The 15,314-nt window shown below is 68.1% G+C and carries 14 protein-coding genes; 9 read left to right on the forward strand and 5 right to left on the reverse strand.

Annotated elements, in window-relative coordinates; genetic code table 11:
• The first annotated feature begins 2 nt into the window (after positions 1-2).
• The 4 genes from ASF06_RS17040 (at position 3) to ASF06_RS17055 (ending at position 3,149) form a co-directional block, all read left to right on the forward strand.
• The gene (locus tag ASF06_RS17040) at positions 3-299 is read left to right on the forward strand and encodes a hypothetical protein (RefSeq protein ID WP_055949873.1); all 297 of its coding nucleotides are present in this window, start codon (positions 3-5) and stop codon (positions 297-299) included.
• 94 nt (positions 300-393) lie between these two features.
• Positions 394-954 carry a PadR family transcriptional regulator gene (locus ASF06_RS17045; protein ID WP_055949877.1) on the forward strand — a complete coding sequence of 187 codons (561 nt, stop codon included), beginning with the start codon at positions 394-396 and terminating at the stop codon, positions 952-954.
• A 5-nt stretch (positions 955-959) separates the two neighbouring features.
• On the forward strand, positions 960-2,702 hold the full coding sequence (locus ASF06_RS17050) for an ABC1 kinase family protein (RefSeq protein WP_055949879.1): 1,743 nt from the start codon (positions 960-962) through the stop codon (positions 2,700-2,702).
• Between the two features lie 36 nt (positions 2,703-2,738).
• On the forward strand, positions 2,739-3,149 hold the full coding sequence (locus ASF06_RS17055) for a hypothetical protein (protein ID WP_235501057.1): 411 nt from the start codon (positions 2,739-2,741) through the stop codon (positions 3,147-3,149).
• Here the strand turns inward: ASF06_RS17055 and ASF06_RS17060 are convergent.
• On the reverse strand, positions 3,131-5,515 hold the full coding sequence (locus ASF06_RS17060) for an HAD-IC family P-type ATPase (protein ID WP_055949885.1): 2,385 nt from the start codon (positions 5,513-5,515) through the stop codon (positions 3,131-3,133). The two genes, ASF06_RS17055 and ASF06_RS17060, sit on opposite strands and share 19 nt — an antisense overlap.
• Before the next feature lie 64 nt (positions 5,516-5,579).
• Positions 5,580-6,596 (reverse strand): LacI family DNA-binding transcriptional regulator, encoded by a 1,017-nt coding sequence (locus ASF06_RS17065; protein ID WP_055949887.1) that lies wholly within the window; start codon positions 6,594-6,596, stop codon positions 5,580-5,582.
• Between the two features lie 226 nt (positions 6,597-6,822).
• Between ASF06_RS17065 and ASF06_RS17070 the strand changes: the two genes are divergently transcribed.
• The 4 genes from ASF06_RS17070 to ASF06_RS17085 all read left to right on the forward strand — a co-directional run bounded on the left by ASF06_RS17070 (position 6,823) and on the right by ASF06_RS17085 (position 12,320).
• Positions 6,823-8,106 carry an extracellular solute-binding protein gene (locus tag ASF06_RS17070; RefSeq protein WP_055949890.1) on the forward strand — a complete coding sequence of 428 codons (1,284 nt, stop codon included), beginning with the start codon at positions 6,823-6,825 and terminating at the stop codon, positions 8,104-8,106.
• Positions 8,107-8,117: 11 nt separating this feature from the next.
• Positions 8,118-9,134 carry a carbohydrate ABC transporter permease gene (locus ASF06_RS17075; protein WP_082501039.1) on the forward strand — a complete coding sequence of 339 codons (1,017 nt, stop codon included), beginning with the start codon at positions 8,118-8,120 and terminating at the stop codon, positions 9,132-9,134.
• Positions 9,134-10,006 carry a carbohydrate ABC transporter permease gene (locus tag ASF06_RS17080; protein WP_055928290.1) on the forward strand — a complete coding sequence of 291 codons (873 nt, stop codon included), beginning with the start codon at positions 9,134-9,136 and terminating at the stop codon, positions 10,004-10,006. Before ASF06_RS17075 ends, ASF06_RS17080 begins: the two co-directional genes overlap by 1 nt.
• A gap of 79 nt (positions 10,007-10,085) precedes the next feature.
• The gene (locus ASF06_RS17085) at positions 10,086-12,320 is read left to right on the forward strand and encodes a beta-glucosidase (RefSeq protein WP_082501053.1); all 2,235 of its coding nucleotides are present in this window, start codon (positions 10,086-10,088) and stop codon (positions 12,318-12,320) included.
• 9 nt (positions 12,321-12,329) lie between these two features.
• Here ASF06_RS17085 and ASF06_RS17090 read toward each other — a convergent pair whose 3' ends face one another.
• Positions 12,330-12,926, reverse strand: a complete 597-nt coding sequence (locus ASF06_RS17090; protein ID WP_200920407.1) for a GIY-YIG nuclease family protein — start codon at positions 12,924-12,926, stop codon at positions 12,330-12,332.
• A gap of 94 nt (positions 12,927-13,020) precedes the next feature.
• Between ASF06_RS17090 and ASF06_RS17095 the strand changes: the two genes are divergently transcribed.
• On the forward strand, positions 13,021-13,590 hold the full coding sequence (locus ASF06_RS17095; protein WP_055949900.1) for an ECF transporter S component: 570 nt from the start codon (positions 13,021-13,023) through the stop codon (positions 13,588-13,590).
• An 84-nt stretch (positions 13,591-13,674) separates the two neighbouring features.
• Here the strand turns inward: ASF06_RS17095 and ASF06_RS17100 are convergent, their stop codons facing one another.
• On the reverse strand, positions 13,675-14,718 hold the full coding sequence (locus ASF06_RS17100; RefSeq protein ID WP_055949903.1) for an NAD(P)-dependent alcohol dehydrogenase: 1,044 nt from the start codon (positions 14,716-14,718) through the stop codon (positions 13,675-13,677).
• A 68-nt stretch (positions 14,719-14,786) separates the two neighbouring features.
• Entirely contained in the window at positions 14,787-15,299 is a 513-nt protein-coding gene (locus ASF06_RS17105) for a MarR family winged helix-turn-helix transcriptional regulator (protein ID WP_055949905.1), read from the reverse strand.
• Positions 15,300-15,314: the final 15 nt, after the last annotated feature.

A 15,314-nucleotide genomic window follows, 5' to 3' on the forward strand; every position in this document is an offset into this window, starting at 1 on the left:
CCATGTCCCGATCCACGATCTTGAGGCAGTTCGCTGCCGGTGTCCTTCTCGTCAACGCGGTGCCGCACGGCGTCGCCGGGGTGCAGGGGAGGCGCTTTCCGTCGCCGTTCGCGCGTCCGCCCGGCCGCGGACTCTCATCGCCGACGGTGAACGTGGCCTGGAGTGCCCTGAATGCGGCGGCCGGAGCGGCACTCCTGCGTCGGGACCGCACGAGTGGCGAGAATGCTGCCGTCGGAGCGGGAGCCGCGATCATGGCGATCTTCCTGTCGCTCTACTTCGAGAAGAGCGACAGGGACTGAGAACAGCCCTCTCGGAATTCGTCGAACACGGAGCCGGCTGTCAGCTTGCCGATATATCGTTGACTATCGTTCGCGAGTTCATTTGGAGGACATCATGGGCAATTCATTCCCCGCAGGCGGGTTCAACCTCGGCAACCTCGGAAACGCCGACGGCATGTGGCAGGCGATGGAGCAGCTGCGCGCCACCTTCGAGAAGAAGGCCGGAGCGGGCACCCGCATGGGCAAGGGCGATGTGCGCGCCGCCGTGCTCTCGCTGCTCGCCGAGCAGCCCATGCACGGCTACCAGATCATCCGCGAGATCGAGGAGCGCTCGGGCGGCAGCTGGAAGCCCAGCGCGGGCAGCGTCTACCCGACCCTGCAGCTGCTGGCCGACGAAGGTCTCGTGAGCGCCGAGGAGTCGAACGGGCGCAAGACCTACGCCCTGACCGACGCCGGCCGGCAGGTCGTCGACACCGACGGCACCTCGACCCCCTGGGCGTCGACCGAGACGAAGCAAGACGGCCCGAGCTTCGGCGCCCTGCCGAAGTCCGGCGTCGAGCTCGCTCAAGCAGCTGCCCAGGTAGGACGTACCGGCACGCCGGAGCAGGTGCAGCAGGCCGTCGCCGTGCTCGACGACGCCCGTCGTCGCCTGTACTCGATCCTCGCGCAGGACTGACGGGAGTGACGTCGGTCAGACCGAACGGGGCACCGACCTTCTCCCAGGAGAACACAGGCTCGGCGGGCGCCGGCAACACGCGAGCGCGCTACCGCCGCATCCTGCGTTTCTCCGCCTGGCACCTGGCTGTGACCTGGTGGTTCGAATTGTTCCTGCCCCGCATCGGCCTGCTGAGAGTCGCCGAGCGCACGCGCACCCGGCGCATGCAGCGCTTCGCCCGCAGCTTCCACGTGCTCGCCGTCGACCTCGGCGGGCTCATGATCAAGGTCGGCCAGTTCATGTCGTCGCGCCTCGACGTGCTTCCGCCTGAGATCACCAGGGAACTCGAGGGACTGCAAGACGAGGTTCCCGCGGTTCCGTTCGCGGCCATTCGGGCGCTCGCGGAGGCCGAGTTGGGCGTGTCGCTCGAGACGGCGTTCGCGCGAGTCGATGAGACGCCCGTCGCCGCGGCATCCCTCGGCCAGGCACATCGGGCGCTGCTGTCGCCGCGCGACGCCGCCGACACCGGCCTCACGGGTGTCGTGCTCAAGGTGCAGCGCCCGGGAATCGACGAGATCGTCGACGTCGACCTGGCCGCACTGCGCAAGGTGGGCGGATGGTTGAGCCACGTGCGCCTCGTCTCCGACCGCGTCGACATGCCCTCCCTCGTCGAGGAGTTCGCGGCCACGAGCCTCGAGGAGATCGACTACCTGCACGAGGCCGCGAGCTCCGAGCGATTCGCCGCGGACTTCGCCGGCGACGACCGGGTGGCCGTGCCGTCGATCGTCTGGGAGCGCACCACGCGCAGGGTGCTGACGCTGGAAGACGTGACGGCGATCAAGATCACCGACGCCGCCGCACTGCGCGCCGCCGGCATCGATCCCGCCGAGGTCGCGCCGGTCTTCGCCGCCGTGATGTTCGACCAGCTGTTCACGAACGGCTTCTTCCACGCAGACCCGCACCCCGGCAACATCTTCGTGACCCCCACGGGCGACGGGCCGGATGCGTCGGGCAGGACGACCTGGAAGCTCACCTTCATCGACTTCGGCATGATGGGCGAGGTGCCCGGCAACACACGCAGCGGGCTGCGCAAGCTGCTGATCGCCGCCGCGTCGCGCGACGGCAAAGGCCTGGTGGATGCGATCCGCGACGTGGGCGTGCTGCTCCCGTCGGCAGACACCACCGAACTCGAACGCGCCATGACCCAGCTATTCGCCCGCTTCGGCGGAATGGGGTTCGCCGAGCTGCGCGAGGTCGACCCTCGGGAGTTCCGCGACTTCGCCGACCAGTTCGGCCACGTCGTCAGGTCGCTGCCCTTCCAGCTGCCGGAGAACTTCCTGCTCATCATCCGCGCCATGTCCCTGACCTCCGGCGTGTGCAGCGCACTCGATCCGTCGTTCAACCTGTGGGACTCCGTCGAGCCCTATGCGGCGCAGCTCATCCGCGACGAGCGAGGCAACGTGGTGGGCGATCTGGGGAGGCAGGCGCTCGACAACGCCGCCCTCGTCTGGAGACTGCCCAAGCGCATCGATGATCTGGTGACACGCATCGAGGACGGCTCCGTCGCCGTGGCCAACCCGGGGCTGGAGCGCCGGGTGATGCGGCTCGAGCACGCGGCCCGCAGGCTCGTATCGGCACTGCTGTTCGGTGCCCTGCTGATCGCGGGTGCTCTCGTGCGAGAAGGCGACACGGTGTTCGGCACCGTGCTCATGGCGGTCTCGGCGATTCCGCTGCTGCACGCCGTCTTCTCGGGGCGGCGCCCGGGGTGATGCGCGTCGGCCCGCATCCGTGGTTCTCTTAGCGGTATGACTCAGAGCGCTTCACGGGATCGGCCTGGCTTCGTCATCGTCGCCGTGGTGGTGATGTACCTGGGCGGGATCGCCCAGATCGTCCTCGGCATCCTGACCCTGTTCATTCGCTACATTCCCGACGCGCCGACCGGCGACGTGGGCCTTCTCGTGTCGCTCTTCGGCGCGGGCATGATCCTGTTCGGACTGTTCGTCATCGCGCTCGCGTCGGGGGTGGCCCGGGGGAGCCGGGCAGCCCGGGTGTCAGCCACGGTCGTGCTCCTGCTCGCACTCGCCCTGGCGATCGCCGATCTGATCGTCGCGGGCGACGGCGACTGGTCGGGCGTCGCCGTGCAGCTCGTGTCGTCGGCCGCCGTCATCCTGCCCCTCTGGACGGGAGCAGGGCGTCGCTATTTCGCCCCGCGCTGACTCACGGCCAGCTCCGCGTCGCGGCGAGCGATCCTGCGGTGGGCGAATCGCACGATCTCGATCAGCGCGATCGACACGAGAGATGCTCCGAGCACCAGCAGGGCCGTCGGCAGCGTGAGGTCGACGAGCTGAAGGAAGTCGCGCACGATCGGCACCGTGTACACCAGCACCAGGCCGATCATCATGGCGCCGATCACCACGCCCTTGAACCTGGTCACCGGGCGTGACAGCACCACGAGGATCCAGAGTCCGATGATCGTGAGGATCAGGGTCGAGCCGGTGCGGATCTCGGGCTCGGCGATGTTCTGGCCGGCTGCGAGCCGCGCGTAGGCGGCGATACCGAGCGTCACGGCGACGCCGGCCGGGATGGCGAAGGTGAGCGAGCGGCGCAGGAAGCCGGGCACGTAGCGTTGGGCGTTCGGCAGCAGCGCGAGGAAGAACGCCGGGATGCCGATGGTCAGGCCGTCGGTCACCGACAGCTGTCGAGGCAGGAACGGAAACGGCAGCAGCAGGATGCCGAAGGTGATCGCGAGGAACGTGGCGTACGCGGTCTTGGTGAGGAACAGCATGGACACGCGCTCGATGTTCGCGATCACCTGGCGCCCCTCCGCCACGACGCTGGGCAGGTGCGAGAAGCGCCCGTCGAGCAGCACCAGCCGGGCGACCGCCTTGGTGGCCGCGGCCCCCGAGTTCATCGCGACCCCGATGTCGGCCTCCTTGATCGCGAGCGCGTCGTTCACGCCGTCTCCGGTCATGGCGACCGTGTGGCCCGCCGCCTTGAGCCGCACCACGATGCGCTTCTTCTGATCCGGGGTGACCCGGCCGAACACGATGTACTCGTTCAGCACCGCGAGCAGCTCGTCGTCGCCGTCGGGCAATTCGCGCGCATCGAAACCGCGGGGCGCGTCGAGACCGACCTCGCGCGCGATGGCCGCGACCGTCTGAGGACTATCGCCGGAGATGATGCGCACGCCCACGCCCTGGGCGGCGAAGTAGCCGAGCGTCTCGGCGGCATCCGGACGGATGTTCTCGCGGAAGGTGAGGAGCGCGACCGGAACCGCGTCTGCGGGGACCGTCTCGTCGATGGTCGGCGAGCCGTGCGCGAGAACGAGGGTGCGGCGACCGGTGGCCGCGAGCTCTGCCGCCCGTGCCGCGAGGTGCTGATGATCGTCGCCGTCGGAGCGCTCGGACGGGAAGACCATCTCTGGCCCGCCCAGAACCCACATGCCGTCGTCGAAGGTCACGGCGCTCCACTTTCTGGCGGAGGAGAACGGCACACGATCGAGAACGGCCTCGCGGGGCGAGTCCGTGAACCGGGAGGCGAGACTGCGTGCCGTCGCGTTCGCGTCGTTCTGCACGCCGTACCAGGCAAGCACTCCCTCCCAGCCGGCGACCTCGATGAGCACGTGCGCCTCCTCGAACACGATGTCGCCCTGCGTCAGCGTTCCGGTCTTGTCGAGGCAGATCATGTCGACCCGGGCGAGGCCCTCGACCGCGGGAAGCTCCTGCACGAGAACCTGCTGCCTCGCGAGCTTGACCGCTCCGACGGCGAAGGTGATGCTCGTCATCAGAACGAGACCCAGCGGCACCATGGCCACGACGGAGGCGATGGTCGCCGTGGCGGCGGCGCGCCAGCCGCCGCTCGAGGCCGCGTCGACCCAGCCGCCCTGTGTCATCATCTGGGCGTTCAGCACCAGCAGGGCGACCGGGCCGATGATCCAGGCCACCCATTTCAGCACCCGGTTGATCGAGGAGCGCAGTTCGCTCGCGACGAGGGAGAACCGCTTCGCTTCGGCGGAGAGCGAGTTCGCGAACGAGTCCGCACCCACGCGGTCGACGACCGCGGTGCCCTCGCCCCCGACGACGACCGAACCCGACAGCACGCGATCCCCGGGTACCTTCTCGACGGCATCCGATTCGCCGGTGAGCATCGACTCGTCGACCTGCAGGCCGCTCGAGGCGTCGACGAGTCCGTCGGCGGCCACCTGGTCGCCCGCCCGCAGCACGAGCGTGTCGTCGACCACGACGAGCGCGATGTCGATCTCGGTCTCGGAGCCGTCTCGCAGCACTCGGGCGTGCGGGGCATTCAGCACGGCCAGTCGGTCGAGGGCCCGTTTGGCCCGGTACTCCTGCACACTGCCGATCACCGCGTTGGCGACCGCGCTGAAGCCGAACAGAGCGTCCTGCCAGCGGCCGATCGCGAGAAGCACCAGGAAGCACATGAGGATGATGCCGTTGAAGAGCGTGAGCACGTTGGTGCGCACGATGCTCCACGCGCTGCGGCTCGTGTCCTGAACGAACGCGTTCGTCCTGCCCTCGGCGACGCGCTGTGCCACCTCGGCGGAACTCAGACCCGAACCCGTCACGTGCGCCCCCTCGACTTCGGCTCACTGTAGCAATCGAGCCGCGCCGAGCGCAGGCGAACTGCTCTCAGCGGGGTGTGTCCGCGACGCGCGGGGGAGCCGTCGTGGCCCGGGAGACGAGTCGGGTAGGCAGGAGCACGTGGGTCGACGCCAGCGTCTCGCCGTCCATGAGGCTGGTCAGCATGCGCGCCGCGGCCTGACCGATGCTCTGCATGGGCTGACGCACCGTGGTCAGAGGCATAGCGAGTCGGGATGCCTCGGGCACGTCGTCGAAACCCACGACGGAGAGGTCTCGTGGAACGTCGAGCCCGAGAGAGCGGGCGACCTCGATGATCGCGATCGCCGAGAGGTCGTTCGAGGCGAACACGGCGGTCGGAGGGTCGCGCTGCATCAGCAGTTCCTGCGCGGCGCGGCGGGCCGTGTCGGCCTCGTAGAAGCCGACCCGCACGAGGTCGGGATCGAAGGCGATGGATGCCGCGGCCAGGGCCTCGCGATAGCCGGCGTCGCGCAGACGCGACGACTTGAGGTCGGGACGCCCGGAGACGAAGCCGATGCGGCGATGGCCGAGGCCGATCAGATAGGCGGTGGCTTCGAAGGCGCCCCCTCGGCTGTCGGCCTCGACCGTCGGGAGGTCGGCTCGACCGGTGTGGGGGTCGACCGCCACGATCGGCACGTCGGCCGCGACGTTCACGATGGTCGGGGTGACGATGATGGCCCCATCGATCAGGGTGCCGCTGAGCCTGCTCAGCGATCGGCGCTCCCATCCCTCCCCGTCTCCGCGGCGCGATCCGCTGTAGGCGAGGAGGTCGTAGCGGGAGTCGCGCAGGCCGACGGCGACGCCCTTCAAGACCTCCGCGCTGAACGGCTCGAAGTCGGCCACGAGCACGCCGATCACGCCTGTTCGTCGCGAGCGCATGCTGCTTGCGACGAGGCTCGACTCGTAGCCGAGGGCCGCCACCGCCGCGAGCACGCGGTCGGTGGTGCCCGCCGACACGCCGTAGCGACCGTTGACGGCTTTCGACACGGTGGCGACAGAAACACCCGCCGCCGCAGCGACGTCGTGGATTGTCGCCCTCGCCATCATGGGCCGATCCTAGTGTGCATTTCAGGGCGTGCGAAAATGATTTCGAAAACGTTTGACGCCCTCCACGGGGTCACGCACACTGATGACGCCCGACCCGACAGCATCGCCTCGGATCCATGACGGGTCCGGGTATCAGGTCGGACGGTACGACGCACGACCCCGTGCACCAGCACAGCGCCCGCACAGCCGCGGGCGCCCCTCAATGAAGAGAGCAGGTTCGAATCACATGAGACTCACCAAATTCGTCGCTGGCTCGGCCGCGATCCTCGTGGGCGCACTTGCGCTCAGCGGATGCAGCGCCGGATCGAGCGACTCCGCCGACGGGAAAGTCACTCTCACGATGTGGCACAACTCCACGACCGGCGACGGCAAGAAGTACTGGGACGACACGGCGGCCGCGTTCGAGAAGGCGAACCCCAACGTCACCGTGGAGATCCAGTCCGTACAGAACGAGGAGATGGACGGCAAGCTGCAGACCGCCCTCAACTCCGGCGACGCGCCTGACATCTTCATGGCGCGCGGCGGCGGCAAGCTCGCCGACGTGGTCAAGGCAGGCCAGGCGATGGACCTCACATCGGGGCTCACCGACGCGACGAAGACGGCGGTCGGAAACAGCCTGTCGGCGTTCGAGATCGACGGCAAGAACTACGGAGTACCCACCGCAGTGCTCCCGTCCGGCTTCTTCTACTCGTCTGATCTGCTCACCCAGGCGGGCATCACGGACACTCCGAAGACGATCGACGAGCTCGAGGCAGCCGACGAGAAGCTCAAAGCGGCCGGCATCGCCCCCATCGCAGTCGGAGCGAAGGACGCGTGGCCTGCAGCCCACTGGTACTACAACTTCGCGCTGCGCGCCTGCTCGCAGGATGTGCTCAACGAGGCAGCCACGAGTCGCAACTTCGACGATGACTGCTGGCTGAAGGCCGGCGAGAATCTGGAGTCGTTCATCAAGACGGAGCCGTTCAACGACGGCTTCCTCACCACCGCAGCCCAGCAGGGCGCGGGTTCCTCTGCCGGTCTGATCGCGAACAAGCAGGCCGCCATGGAACTGATGGGCGCCTGGGATCCGGGAGTCATTGCATCCCTCACCCCCGACCAGAAGCCTCTCGCCGACCTGAAGTGGTTCCCGTTCCCCGAGGTGCCGGGCGGCGACGGTGAGGCCGGAGCCATGATGGGTGGCGTCGACGGGTTCACCTGCTGGGTGAACGCTCCGAAGGAGTGCGTCGACTTCCTCAACTTCACGGCAGAGAAGGCCAACCAGGAGGCGTACGCCACGGCGTTCCAGACCTTGCCCGCATCGACCGAGGCCCAGTCGTCCGTCACCGACCCTGCGCTGAAAGACGTGCTGGCCGCGTACAACGACGCTCCCTACGTGAGTGTGTGGCTCGACACGCTCTACGGGCAGAACGTCGGCAACGCTCTGAACGTCGCGGTCGTCGACATGTTCGCGGGCAAGGGCGATGCGCAGAGCATCGTCGACGCCGTGAACGCTGCGGCAGCGAAGTCCTAGGAGAGAAACCGATGGCTGTCCTGCGCGAAGAAACGCACACAGAGGAAGCCGCGCGGGGCAGCCGGCGCCCAGCCGGGGGAGGCGCTTCGGCGCTTCCCCCGGCGGTTCCGAGCCCGCGCGCCCGGTCCCACTGGCCCAAGCGAGCAGAGCTCCTGCTGCTGATCGGCCCCGCCCTGCTGGTCTTTTTGGCCTTCGTCATCCTGCCCGTCGTCCTTGCCGCGTACTACGGCTTCTTCAGCTGGTCGGGCTACGGCGCGGCCACAGACTTCGTGGGCCTGCGCAATTACATCACCATCCTCACTGATCCGGCCTTCTTGGAGGCCCTCGGTCACAACGGGTTCATAGTGGTGATGTCACTCGTGCTGCAGGGCCCCCTCGCCCTCGGCATCGCGCTGCTGCTCAACCGCAAACTGCGCTTCCAATCGTTGATCAGGGTTCTCATCTTCGTGCCCTATGTCATCTCCGAGGTCGTCGTGGGCCTCGGCTGGAGCCTGATGCTCCAGTCCAACGGCGCGCTGAACGGCCTGCTCGAGAAAGTCGGACTCGGAGGCCTCGCCACCGACTGGCTCAGCGACCCGAGCGTCGCGATCTGGACCCTGCTCGTGATCATCACGTGGAAGTACGTCGGGTTCGCGGTCATCCTGTTCCTCGCCGGACTCCAGGGGATCCCCGACGAGATCACCGAGGCCGCGCGAATCGACGGGGCCAGCTACTGGCAGGTCCAGCGGTACATTGTTCTGCCGCTCATGGGACCGACCGTTCGCATCTGGGCGTTCCTGTCGATCATCGGCTCGCTGCAGCTCTTCGACCTGGTCTGGATCGTCTGGGGTCAGTACGTGGCCGGCACTGCGGGCACCTCGACCATGGCGACCTACATGGTGGCGAATGGCCGCAACTCGGGCAGCTACGGCTACGGCAACGCTGTCGCGGTCGTCATCTTCCTCATCTCCCTCGTCGTCGCGCTCCTCTACCAGCGCTTCATCCTGCGCCGCGATTCAGCGGTCACCACTACCGGAGGCGCACACTGATGGCCATCGCCGCACCCCTCGCATCCCGACCCCGCCGCAGGCGAGTGTCGGAACAGAGCAGGCGCTCCAGCCTGATCTCCTACCTCGTGGCCCTCGTGCTGGTCGGGCTGATGCTGGCGCCCGTGGCGTACATCATCCTCGGCGGGTTCCGCACGAACTCCGAGATCACGGTCGATCCCTCGGGATTCCCCCAGGCCTGGGCCTGGTCGAACTTCGGCGACGTCCTGGCCAGCGGGTCTTTCTGGACGCAGGTGCTCAACTCGACGGTCGCCGCCGTTTGCACCACCGTCTTCGTGGTCGTGCTGGGACTCATGGCCGCCTACGGTCTGTCGCGCTACGCGTTCCGCGGAAGGGCGGCCGTCTACGCGCTGTTCACCGCGGGGCTCATGTTCCCGCTCACGGTCGCGATCACACCGCTGTACATCCTGGTGCGCAACCTCGGCCTGACCAACTCCCTCGCCGGCGTCATCATCCCGCAGATCGCCTTCGCTCTGCCGCTCACGATCATCGTGCTGGTGCCATTCCTCGCGGCCATTCCGAACGAGCTGCAGGAGGCCGCCGCGATCGACGGACTCGGCCGGCTCGGGTTCTTCTTCCGCATGGTCGTGCGACTGTCGCTTCCCGGTGTCATCACCGTCGGCATCCTGGCGTTCATCGCGAGCTGGAACGCCTACCTGCTGCCGCTGTTCATCCTGAACGGAGAGGCGTCGTACACCCTGCCGCTCGGAACGCAGGCGTTCGCCTCGCAATACGCCGTCGACACCGCCAAGGTGCTCGCCTTCACATCGTTGTCGATGATTCCGGCCCTCGTCTTCTTCAGCCTGTTCGAACGCCGCATCGTCGGCGGCCTCACCGGTGCGGTCAAGGGCTGAGCGCGTGAGTATCGGACAGGTGGAGATCGCCGCGGCGACTCCCGGGGCATCCTCCCGCGTGCACGAGCTGCTCGCGCGCATGACACTCGAGGAGAAAGTGGCTCAACTGGTGGGTTTCTGGGTCGACCAGGGCGACGAGGTCGTGGCGCCCATGGCGGGCGAGATGGCCTCGTCGACGAGGTACGAGGATGCGACGGCGCACGGCCTCGGCCACCTCACGCGGGTCTACGGCACGCGGCCCGTCGACCCCGCGGAGCGCGCAGCATGGCTGTGGTCGGAGCAGCGTCGGCTGCAGACGGAGACCCGTCTCGGGATCCCCGCCCTCGTGCACGAGGAGTGCCTCACCGGCCTCGCCGCCTGGAAGGCCGCGACGTTCCCGACGCCGCTTGCCTGGGGTGCGGCCTTCGATCCGCAGCTGGTCGAACGCATGGGACACGCCATCGGCCGCTCCATGCGTGAGCTCGGTGTGCACCAGGGCCTCGCCCCGGTGCTCGACGTCATCCGCGACCCCCGATGGGGCCGCGTCGACGAGTGCATCGCCGAGGATCCCTACGTCGTCGGCACCATCGGCACCGCCTACGTGCGGGGCCTGCAGGATGCCGGGGTGCACGCGACCCTGAAGCACTTCGTCGGCTACTCGGCGTCTCAGGCGGGCCGCAACCACGCCCCGGTCCATGTCGGGCGTCGAGAGCTCGAGGACGTGCTGCTGCCTCCGTTCGAGATGGCCGTGCGCTCCGGCGCGGTGCGCAGCGTCATGAACTCCTACGCCGAGGTCGACGGTGTGCCGGTCGCCGCGACACCCGAATACCTGACGGGCATCCTCCGGGACCGGTGGGGTTTCGACGGCGTCGTCGTCTCCGACTACTTCGCCGTCGCATTCCTCGAGACCATGCACGCCGTGGCCGCCGATCGAGGACAGGCCGCCCATCTCGCCCTCGAGGCGGGAATCGATGTCGAGCTTCCGAGCGGCGATGCCTATCTGGAGCCGCTCCTCGAACGGATTCGCGACGGACGCACCCCCGAGGAGTTCGTGGATCGAGCGGTTCTGCGTGTGCTCGCCCAGAAAGAGGATCTCGGCCTGCTCGATGCGACCTTCGACAGTCCTCCCGCATCCATCGACCTCGACGACCCCGAGCACCGGGCGATCGCACGAGAACTCGCCGAGAAGTCGATCGTGCTCCTGTCGAACGACGGGATCCTGCCGCTCGCGACGCCGACGAGCATCGCACTGATCGGCCCGAACTCCGACAGCGCCGAGGCGCTGATGGGCTGCTACTCGTTCGCGAACCACGTGCTCGCGCACCACCCCGGCACGCCTCTCGGATTCGAGATCCCGAGCGTGGAGGAGGCGCTTCGATCGAGATATCCCGGCGCACGGATCGACGTGCAGCACGGGTGCGCCGTGGAGGGCGACGATCGCACGGGAATCGCCGCAGCCGTCGAGTCCGCCCGGTCGAGTGACGTGGCCATCGTGGTCGTCGGCGATCGAGCCGGTCTCTTCGGCAGAGGAACCGTCGGCGAGGGCAATGACGTCGAGTCGCTCGACCTGCCGGGAGTGCAGCGTGACCTGGTCGAGGCGGTGATTGCGACGGGCACGCCCGTCGTCGTCATCGTTCTCTCGGGACGCCCCTACGCCATCGGCTGGGCGCTCGACGGACCGACGCCCGCCGCAGCCGTCGTGCAGTCGTTCTTTCCGGGGGAGGAGGGCGGCAACGCTCTCACCGCGATCCTGGCCGGCGACGCGGAACCGTCCGGTCGCCTGCCGGTATCTCTTCCTCGCTCGGCCGGAGCCCAGCCCTACAGCTACCTGCACCCGATCCTCGGCGGACCGAACGAGGTGACCAGCTCGGACAGCACGCCGGTGAGACCGTTCGGGTTCGGGCTCGGTTACACGACGTTCGACCGCACAGATCTGCGCGTCGAGCCACGAGTGGCCACCGACGGAACCATCCGGGCGAGCGCGCGCATCAGCAACAGCGGACAGCGCCGGGGAAGCGACCTCGTGCAGCTCTACGGGCGCGACCTCGTGGCCAGCGTCACCCGCCCGGTGGCCCAGCTGCTCGGCTATGCCCGGGTGGAGCTCGAGCCCGGAGAGGTCGTCGTCGTCGCATTCGAGGTTCCGACGGCTCGCCTCGCCTTCAGCAACCGCTACTTCGATCGGGTGGTCGAGCCGGGCGACATCGAGCTCTGGGTCGGCGGCTCGTGCGCCGACAAGCAGACCAGTGCCTCGGTCACCCTGACCGGCGACGACCACAGCGTCGGTTCGGAGCCGCCCGTGCTCACCGGCGTGACGGTGGAACGCGGCCGAGAGTGAGGCGGCGGGTCAGCCGTGCACGGCGAGGTGCTGGCTGATCCACAGGCTGTAGCTGTTCCACGGGTCGTCGACGCCGGCCCGCAGTTCGTCGATGTGCGCCAGCAACGCGTCGTGCACGGTGAACCACTCGCCGCCTCCCAGTCGGTGTTCGCCGAATTGCACGTGCCTGCGGTGCTCGAGCGTGCGCGTGCCTCGCTCGAATGCGAGGAGTTCGTCGAAACTCAACTGGGCGAGGCGTGCTCGAGGATTGCCGGACGTGCCGATCTTGATGCGGTCGCCCGCCCGCAGGTAGTAGACGACGTCGACCCGGGTGGATGAGACACCGCCGTCGGGCAGGTCGCCCACCTTCCACTCGCACACGGCGCACAGCCAGCCCGAGGGGTAGCGCACGCCGAGCCTCGAGCCGCACGCCAGGCAGGGTGAGGGGAGGATGTCGGTGACTCCGACGTCGCGGGCCACCCAGTCGTAGGCGACGAGGTGGTGTCGGAGGCAGAGATCGAGTTCGGCGCCCTGCGCGACCGGCGCCGTGCATGCGCCCTGCGCATCCACGCCACGGCATACCGCGACCCCTGCCGAGGTCTGCCGGGCCGATTCGGTGGGATTCATGACGTCACGGTATCGCGCACGACCGACATCCCCGCTAAGTTAGGGTTGCCTAACCCGCTGTCGTCCCGTCCGTATCGCCGAGGAGAGTCATCCGATGAAGAGAGCATCCACCGCCTACCTGCTGACGTGCGCCGTGCTGGGTGTCGCGGGAGGCTTGCTGCTCGCCCCCGCGAACTGGCTCTCGACCGCCCTGTACGCGACAGTGCCCTTCTTCTCGATCGCCATCGCCGGCCTGTGGCTGCTTCCGGCGATCATCGCGCTGCGCCTCATTCAGCGCCCGGGTGCCGGTCTTCTCGTGGGGGTCATCTCGGGACTGGTGCTCGCGCCCTTCTCCGGCTACGGATTCACGACGGTCGCCACGAACGTCTGGTGGGCCTTCTTCGCCGAGATCGGATTCCTTGTGGTCGGCTATCGTTTCTGGACCATCTGGCAGCACTACGCCGGGGCCGTCGTCGTGGGCATCGCCTACCCGATCCTCGCGCGCCAGTCGTTCGCGCTCGACACCTACCCGCTCGGGCTGCAGATCGTCTTCTTCGTGCTGACGCTCGCGAGCTGCCTGGCGGCGACCGCCATCGGCATCGCCATCGCCGCGGCCCTCCGTCGAGCGGGAGTCGGGGCTGCAGCCCGCCGCCGACCTCAGGCGGTCGAGTCCCAGGCTGCCTAGGCGGGCTTCGCCGGACATGACTCGACGCCCACCTCCGGCTGCGGGGATGGGCGTCGAATCAGGTGCTCGCGGGGGCGGGCTCGATCAGGCCAGCGTCGCCACGTCGATCACGAAGCGGTAGCGCACGTCGGAGGCGAGCACGCGCTCGTAAGCCTCGTTGATGTAGTCGGCCGAGACGAGCTCCGTCTCGGGCGCGATGCCGTGCTCGGCGCAGAAGTCGAGCATCTCCTGGGTCTCGCGGATGCTGCCGATGCCCGACCCGGCGAACGAGCGGCGGTTGCCGAACAGGCTGAAGACCTGCACGGGCAGGGGCTCGGGCGGGGCGCCCACGCTCACGAGAGTGCCGTCGAGCCGGAGCAGGGACAGGTACGCGTTGATGTCGATCTTGGCGCTCACGGAGTTGACGATCAGGTCGAAGGTGTTCGCGAGCTCGTCGAACGTGGCCGGGTCGCTCGTGGCGTAGTAGTGGTCGGCGCCGAGGCGCAGTCCATCCTCCTGCTTGCTGAGGGTCTGCGAGAGTACCGTCACCTCGGCGCCCATGGCGTGCGCGATCTTCACGGCCATGTGTCCCAGCCCGCCCATGCCGACGACGGCCACCTTCGAGCCCGGGCCGACCTTCCAGTGGGCGAGGGGCGAGTAGGTGGTGATGCCGGCGCACAGCAGTGGGGCGGCCTTCTCGAAGGGGATGGACTCCGGCACGCGGAGCACGAAGTCCTCGACGACGACGATGTGGGTCGAGTACCCGCCCTGGGTGATGGTGCCGTCGCGGTCGACCGAGGCGTAGGTGCCCGTGTTGCCCTTCAGGCAGTACTGTTCCTCGCCGGCGAGGCAGTTCTCGCACTCACGGCACGAGTTGACCATGCAGCCGACGCCGACGCGGTCGCCCACCGAGTGAAGGGTCACCTCGGAGCCCACCTCGGTGACGGTTCCCACGATCTCGTGCCCGACCACCTGCGGGTAGGCGATGTCGCCCCACTCGCCGCGCACCGTGTGGATGTCGGAGTGGCAGATCCCCGAGTAGGCGATCTCGATCAGGACGTCTTTCGCGCCGACGTCTCGGCGTTCGATGGTGGTTCGGGAGAGGGGCTCGGTGGCTGAGGTCGCGGCGAACGCGTTCACTGTAGGCATAGAGCGATTATCCCGCGTGGTTCCCGTGCGAAGTCCGGGTGCGCGGACTGTGATACGGACCTGCCGGGTCAGCCCTCGAAGCGCGCAAGCCAGGCAGTGAGGAGCGACTCGAGCTGCTCGACCTGGTCGCGCGTGAGGCCGTCGAGCAGATCGCGTTCGTTCTCCATGTGCTCGGTGAACACCTCGTCGATCAGGTGTCGACCTTCTTCGGTGAGCCCCACGACGCGCGAACGCCCGTCTTTCTCGCTTACGCGGCGCGCCACGAGTCCGGCGCGTTCGAGACGGTCGACCCGCTTCGTGACGGCGCCCGTTGTCACCATGGTGTGCGCGGCCAGTTCCCCCGGCACTCGTTCGAATGGATCGCCTGCCCGACGCAGGGCGGCGAGTACATCGAACTCGCCCTCTCCCAATCCGTGACGGGCGTACACCTCCACGATCGACTCGGTCAGATGCATGCCCACGCGATGCAGCCTGCCGATGACGCCCTGGGGGCGCACATCGACATCAGGCCTCTCTCGCTCCCACTCCTGTTGGATTCGGGCGACGTGGTCGGGCTCGCTGGACGACTGATCTTCGCGCATATCGCCATATTACCT

Origin of the sequence: Agreia sp. Leaf244, from assembly GCF_001422695.1 — a bacterium.
Taxonomy (GTDB): domain Bacteria; phylum Actinomycetota; class Actinomycetes; order Actinomycetales; family Microbacteriaceae; genus Agreia.

Excerpts from the sequence above, each read along its gene's own strand:
- ASF06_RS17040 (WP_055949873.1), top strand. The coding sequence starts at position 3 with ATGTCCCGATCCACGATCTTGAGGCAGTTCGCTGCCGGTGTCCTTCTC.
- ASF06_RS17045 (WP_055949877.1), top strand. The coding sequence starts at position 394 with ATGGGCAATTCATTCCCCGCAGGCGGGTTCAACCTCGGCAACCTCGGA.
- ASF06_RS17055 (WP_235501057.1), top strand. The coding sequence starts at position 2,739 with ATGACTCAGAGCGCTTCACGGGATCGGCCTGGCTTCGTCATCGTCGCC.
- ASF06_RS17065 (WP_055949887.1), bottom strand. The coding sequence starts at position 6,596 with ATGATGGCGAGGGCGACAATCCACGACGTCGCTGCGGCGGCGGGTGTT.
- ASF06_RS17070 (WP_055949890.1), top strand. The coding sequence starts at position 6,823 with ATGAGACTCACCAAATTCGTCGCTGGCTCGGCCGCGATCCTCGTGGGC.
- ASF06_RS17075 (WP_082501039.1), top strand. The coding sequence starts at position 8,118 with ATGGCTGTCCTGCGCGAAGAAACGCACACAGAGGAAGCCGCGCGGGGC.
- ASF06_RS17080 (WP_055928290.1), top strand. The coding sequence starts at position 9,134 with ATGGCCATCGCCGCACCCCTCGCATCCCGACCCCGCCGCAGGCGAGTG.
- ASF06_RS17085 (WP_082501053.1), top strand. The coding sequence starts at position 10,086 with ATGACACTCGAGGAGAAAGTGGCTCAACTGGTGGGTTTCTGGGTCGAC.
- ASF06_RS17090 (WP_200920407.1), bottom strand. The coding sequence starts at position 12,926 with ATGAATCCCACCGAATCGGCCCGGCAGACCTCGGCAGGGGTCGCGGTA.
- ASF06_RS17095 (WP_055949900.1), top strand. The coding sequence starts at position 13,021 with ATGAAGAGAGCATCCACCGCCTACCTGCTGACGTGCGCCGTGCTGGGT.
- ASF06_RS17100 (WP_055949903.1), bottom strand. The coding sequence starts at position 14,718 with ATGCCTACAGTGAACGCGTTCGCCGCGACCTCAGCCACCGAGCCCCTC.
- ASF06_RS17105 (WP_055949905.1), bottom strand. The coding sequence starts at position 15,299 with ATGCGCGAAGATCAGTCGTCCAGCGAGCCCGACCACGTCGCCCGAATC.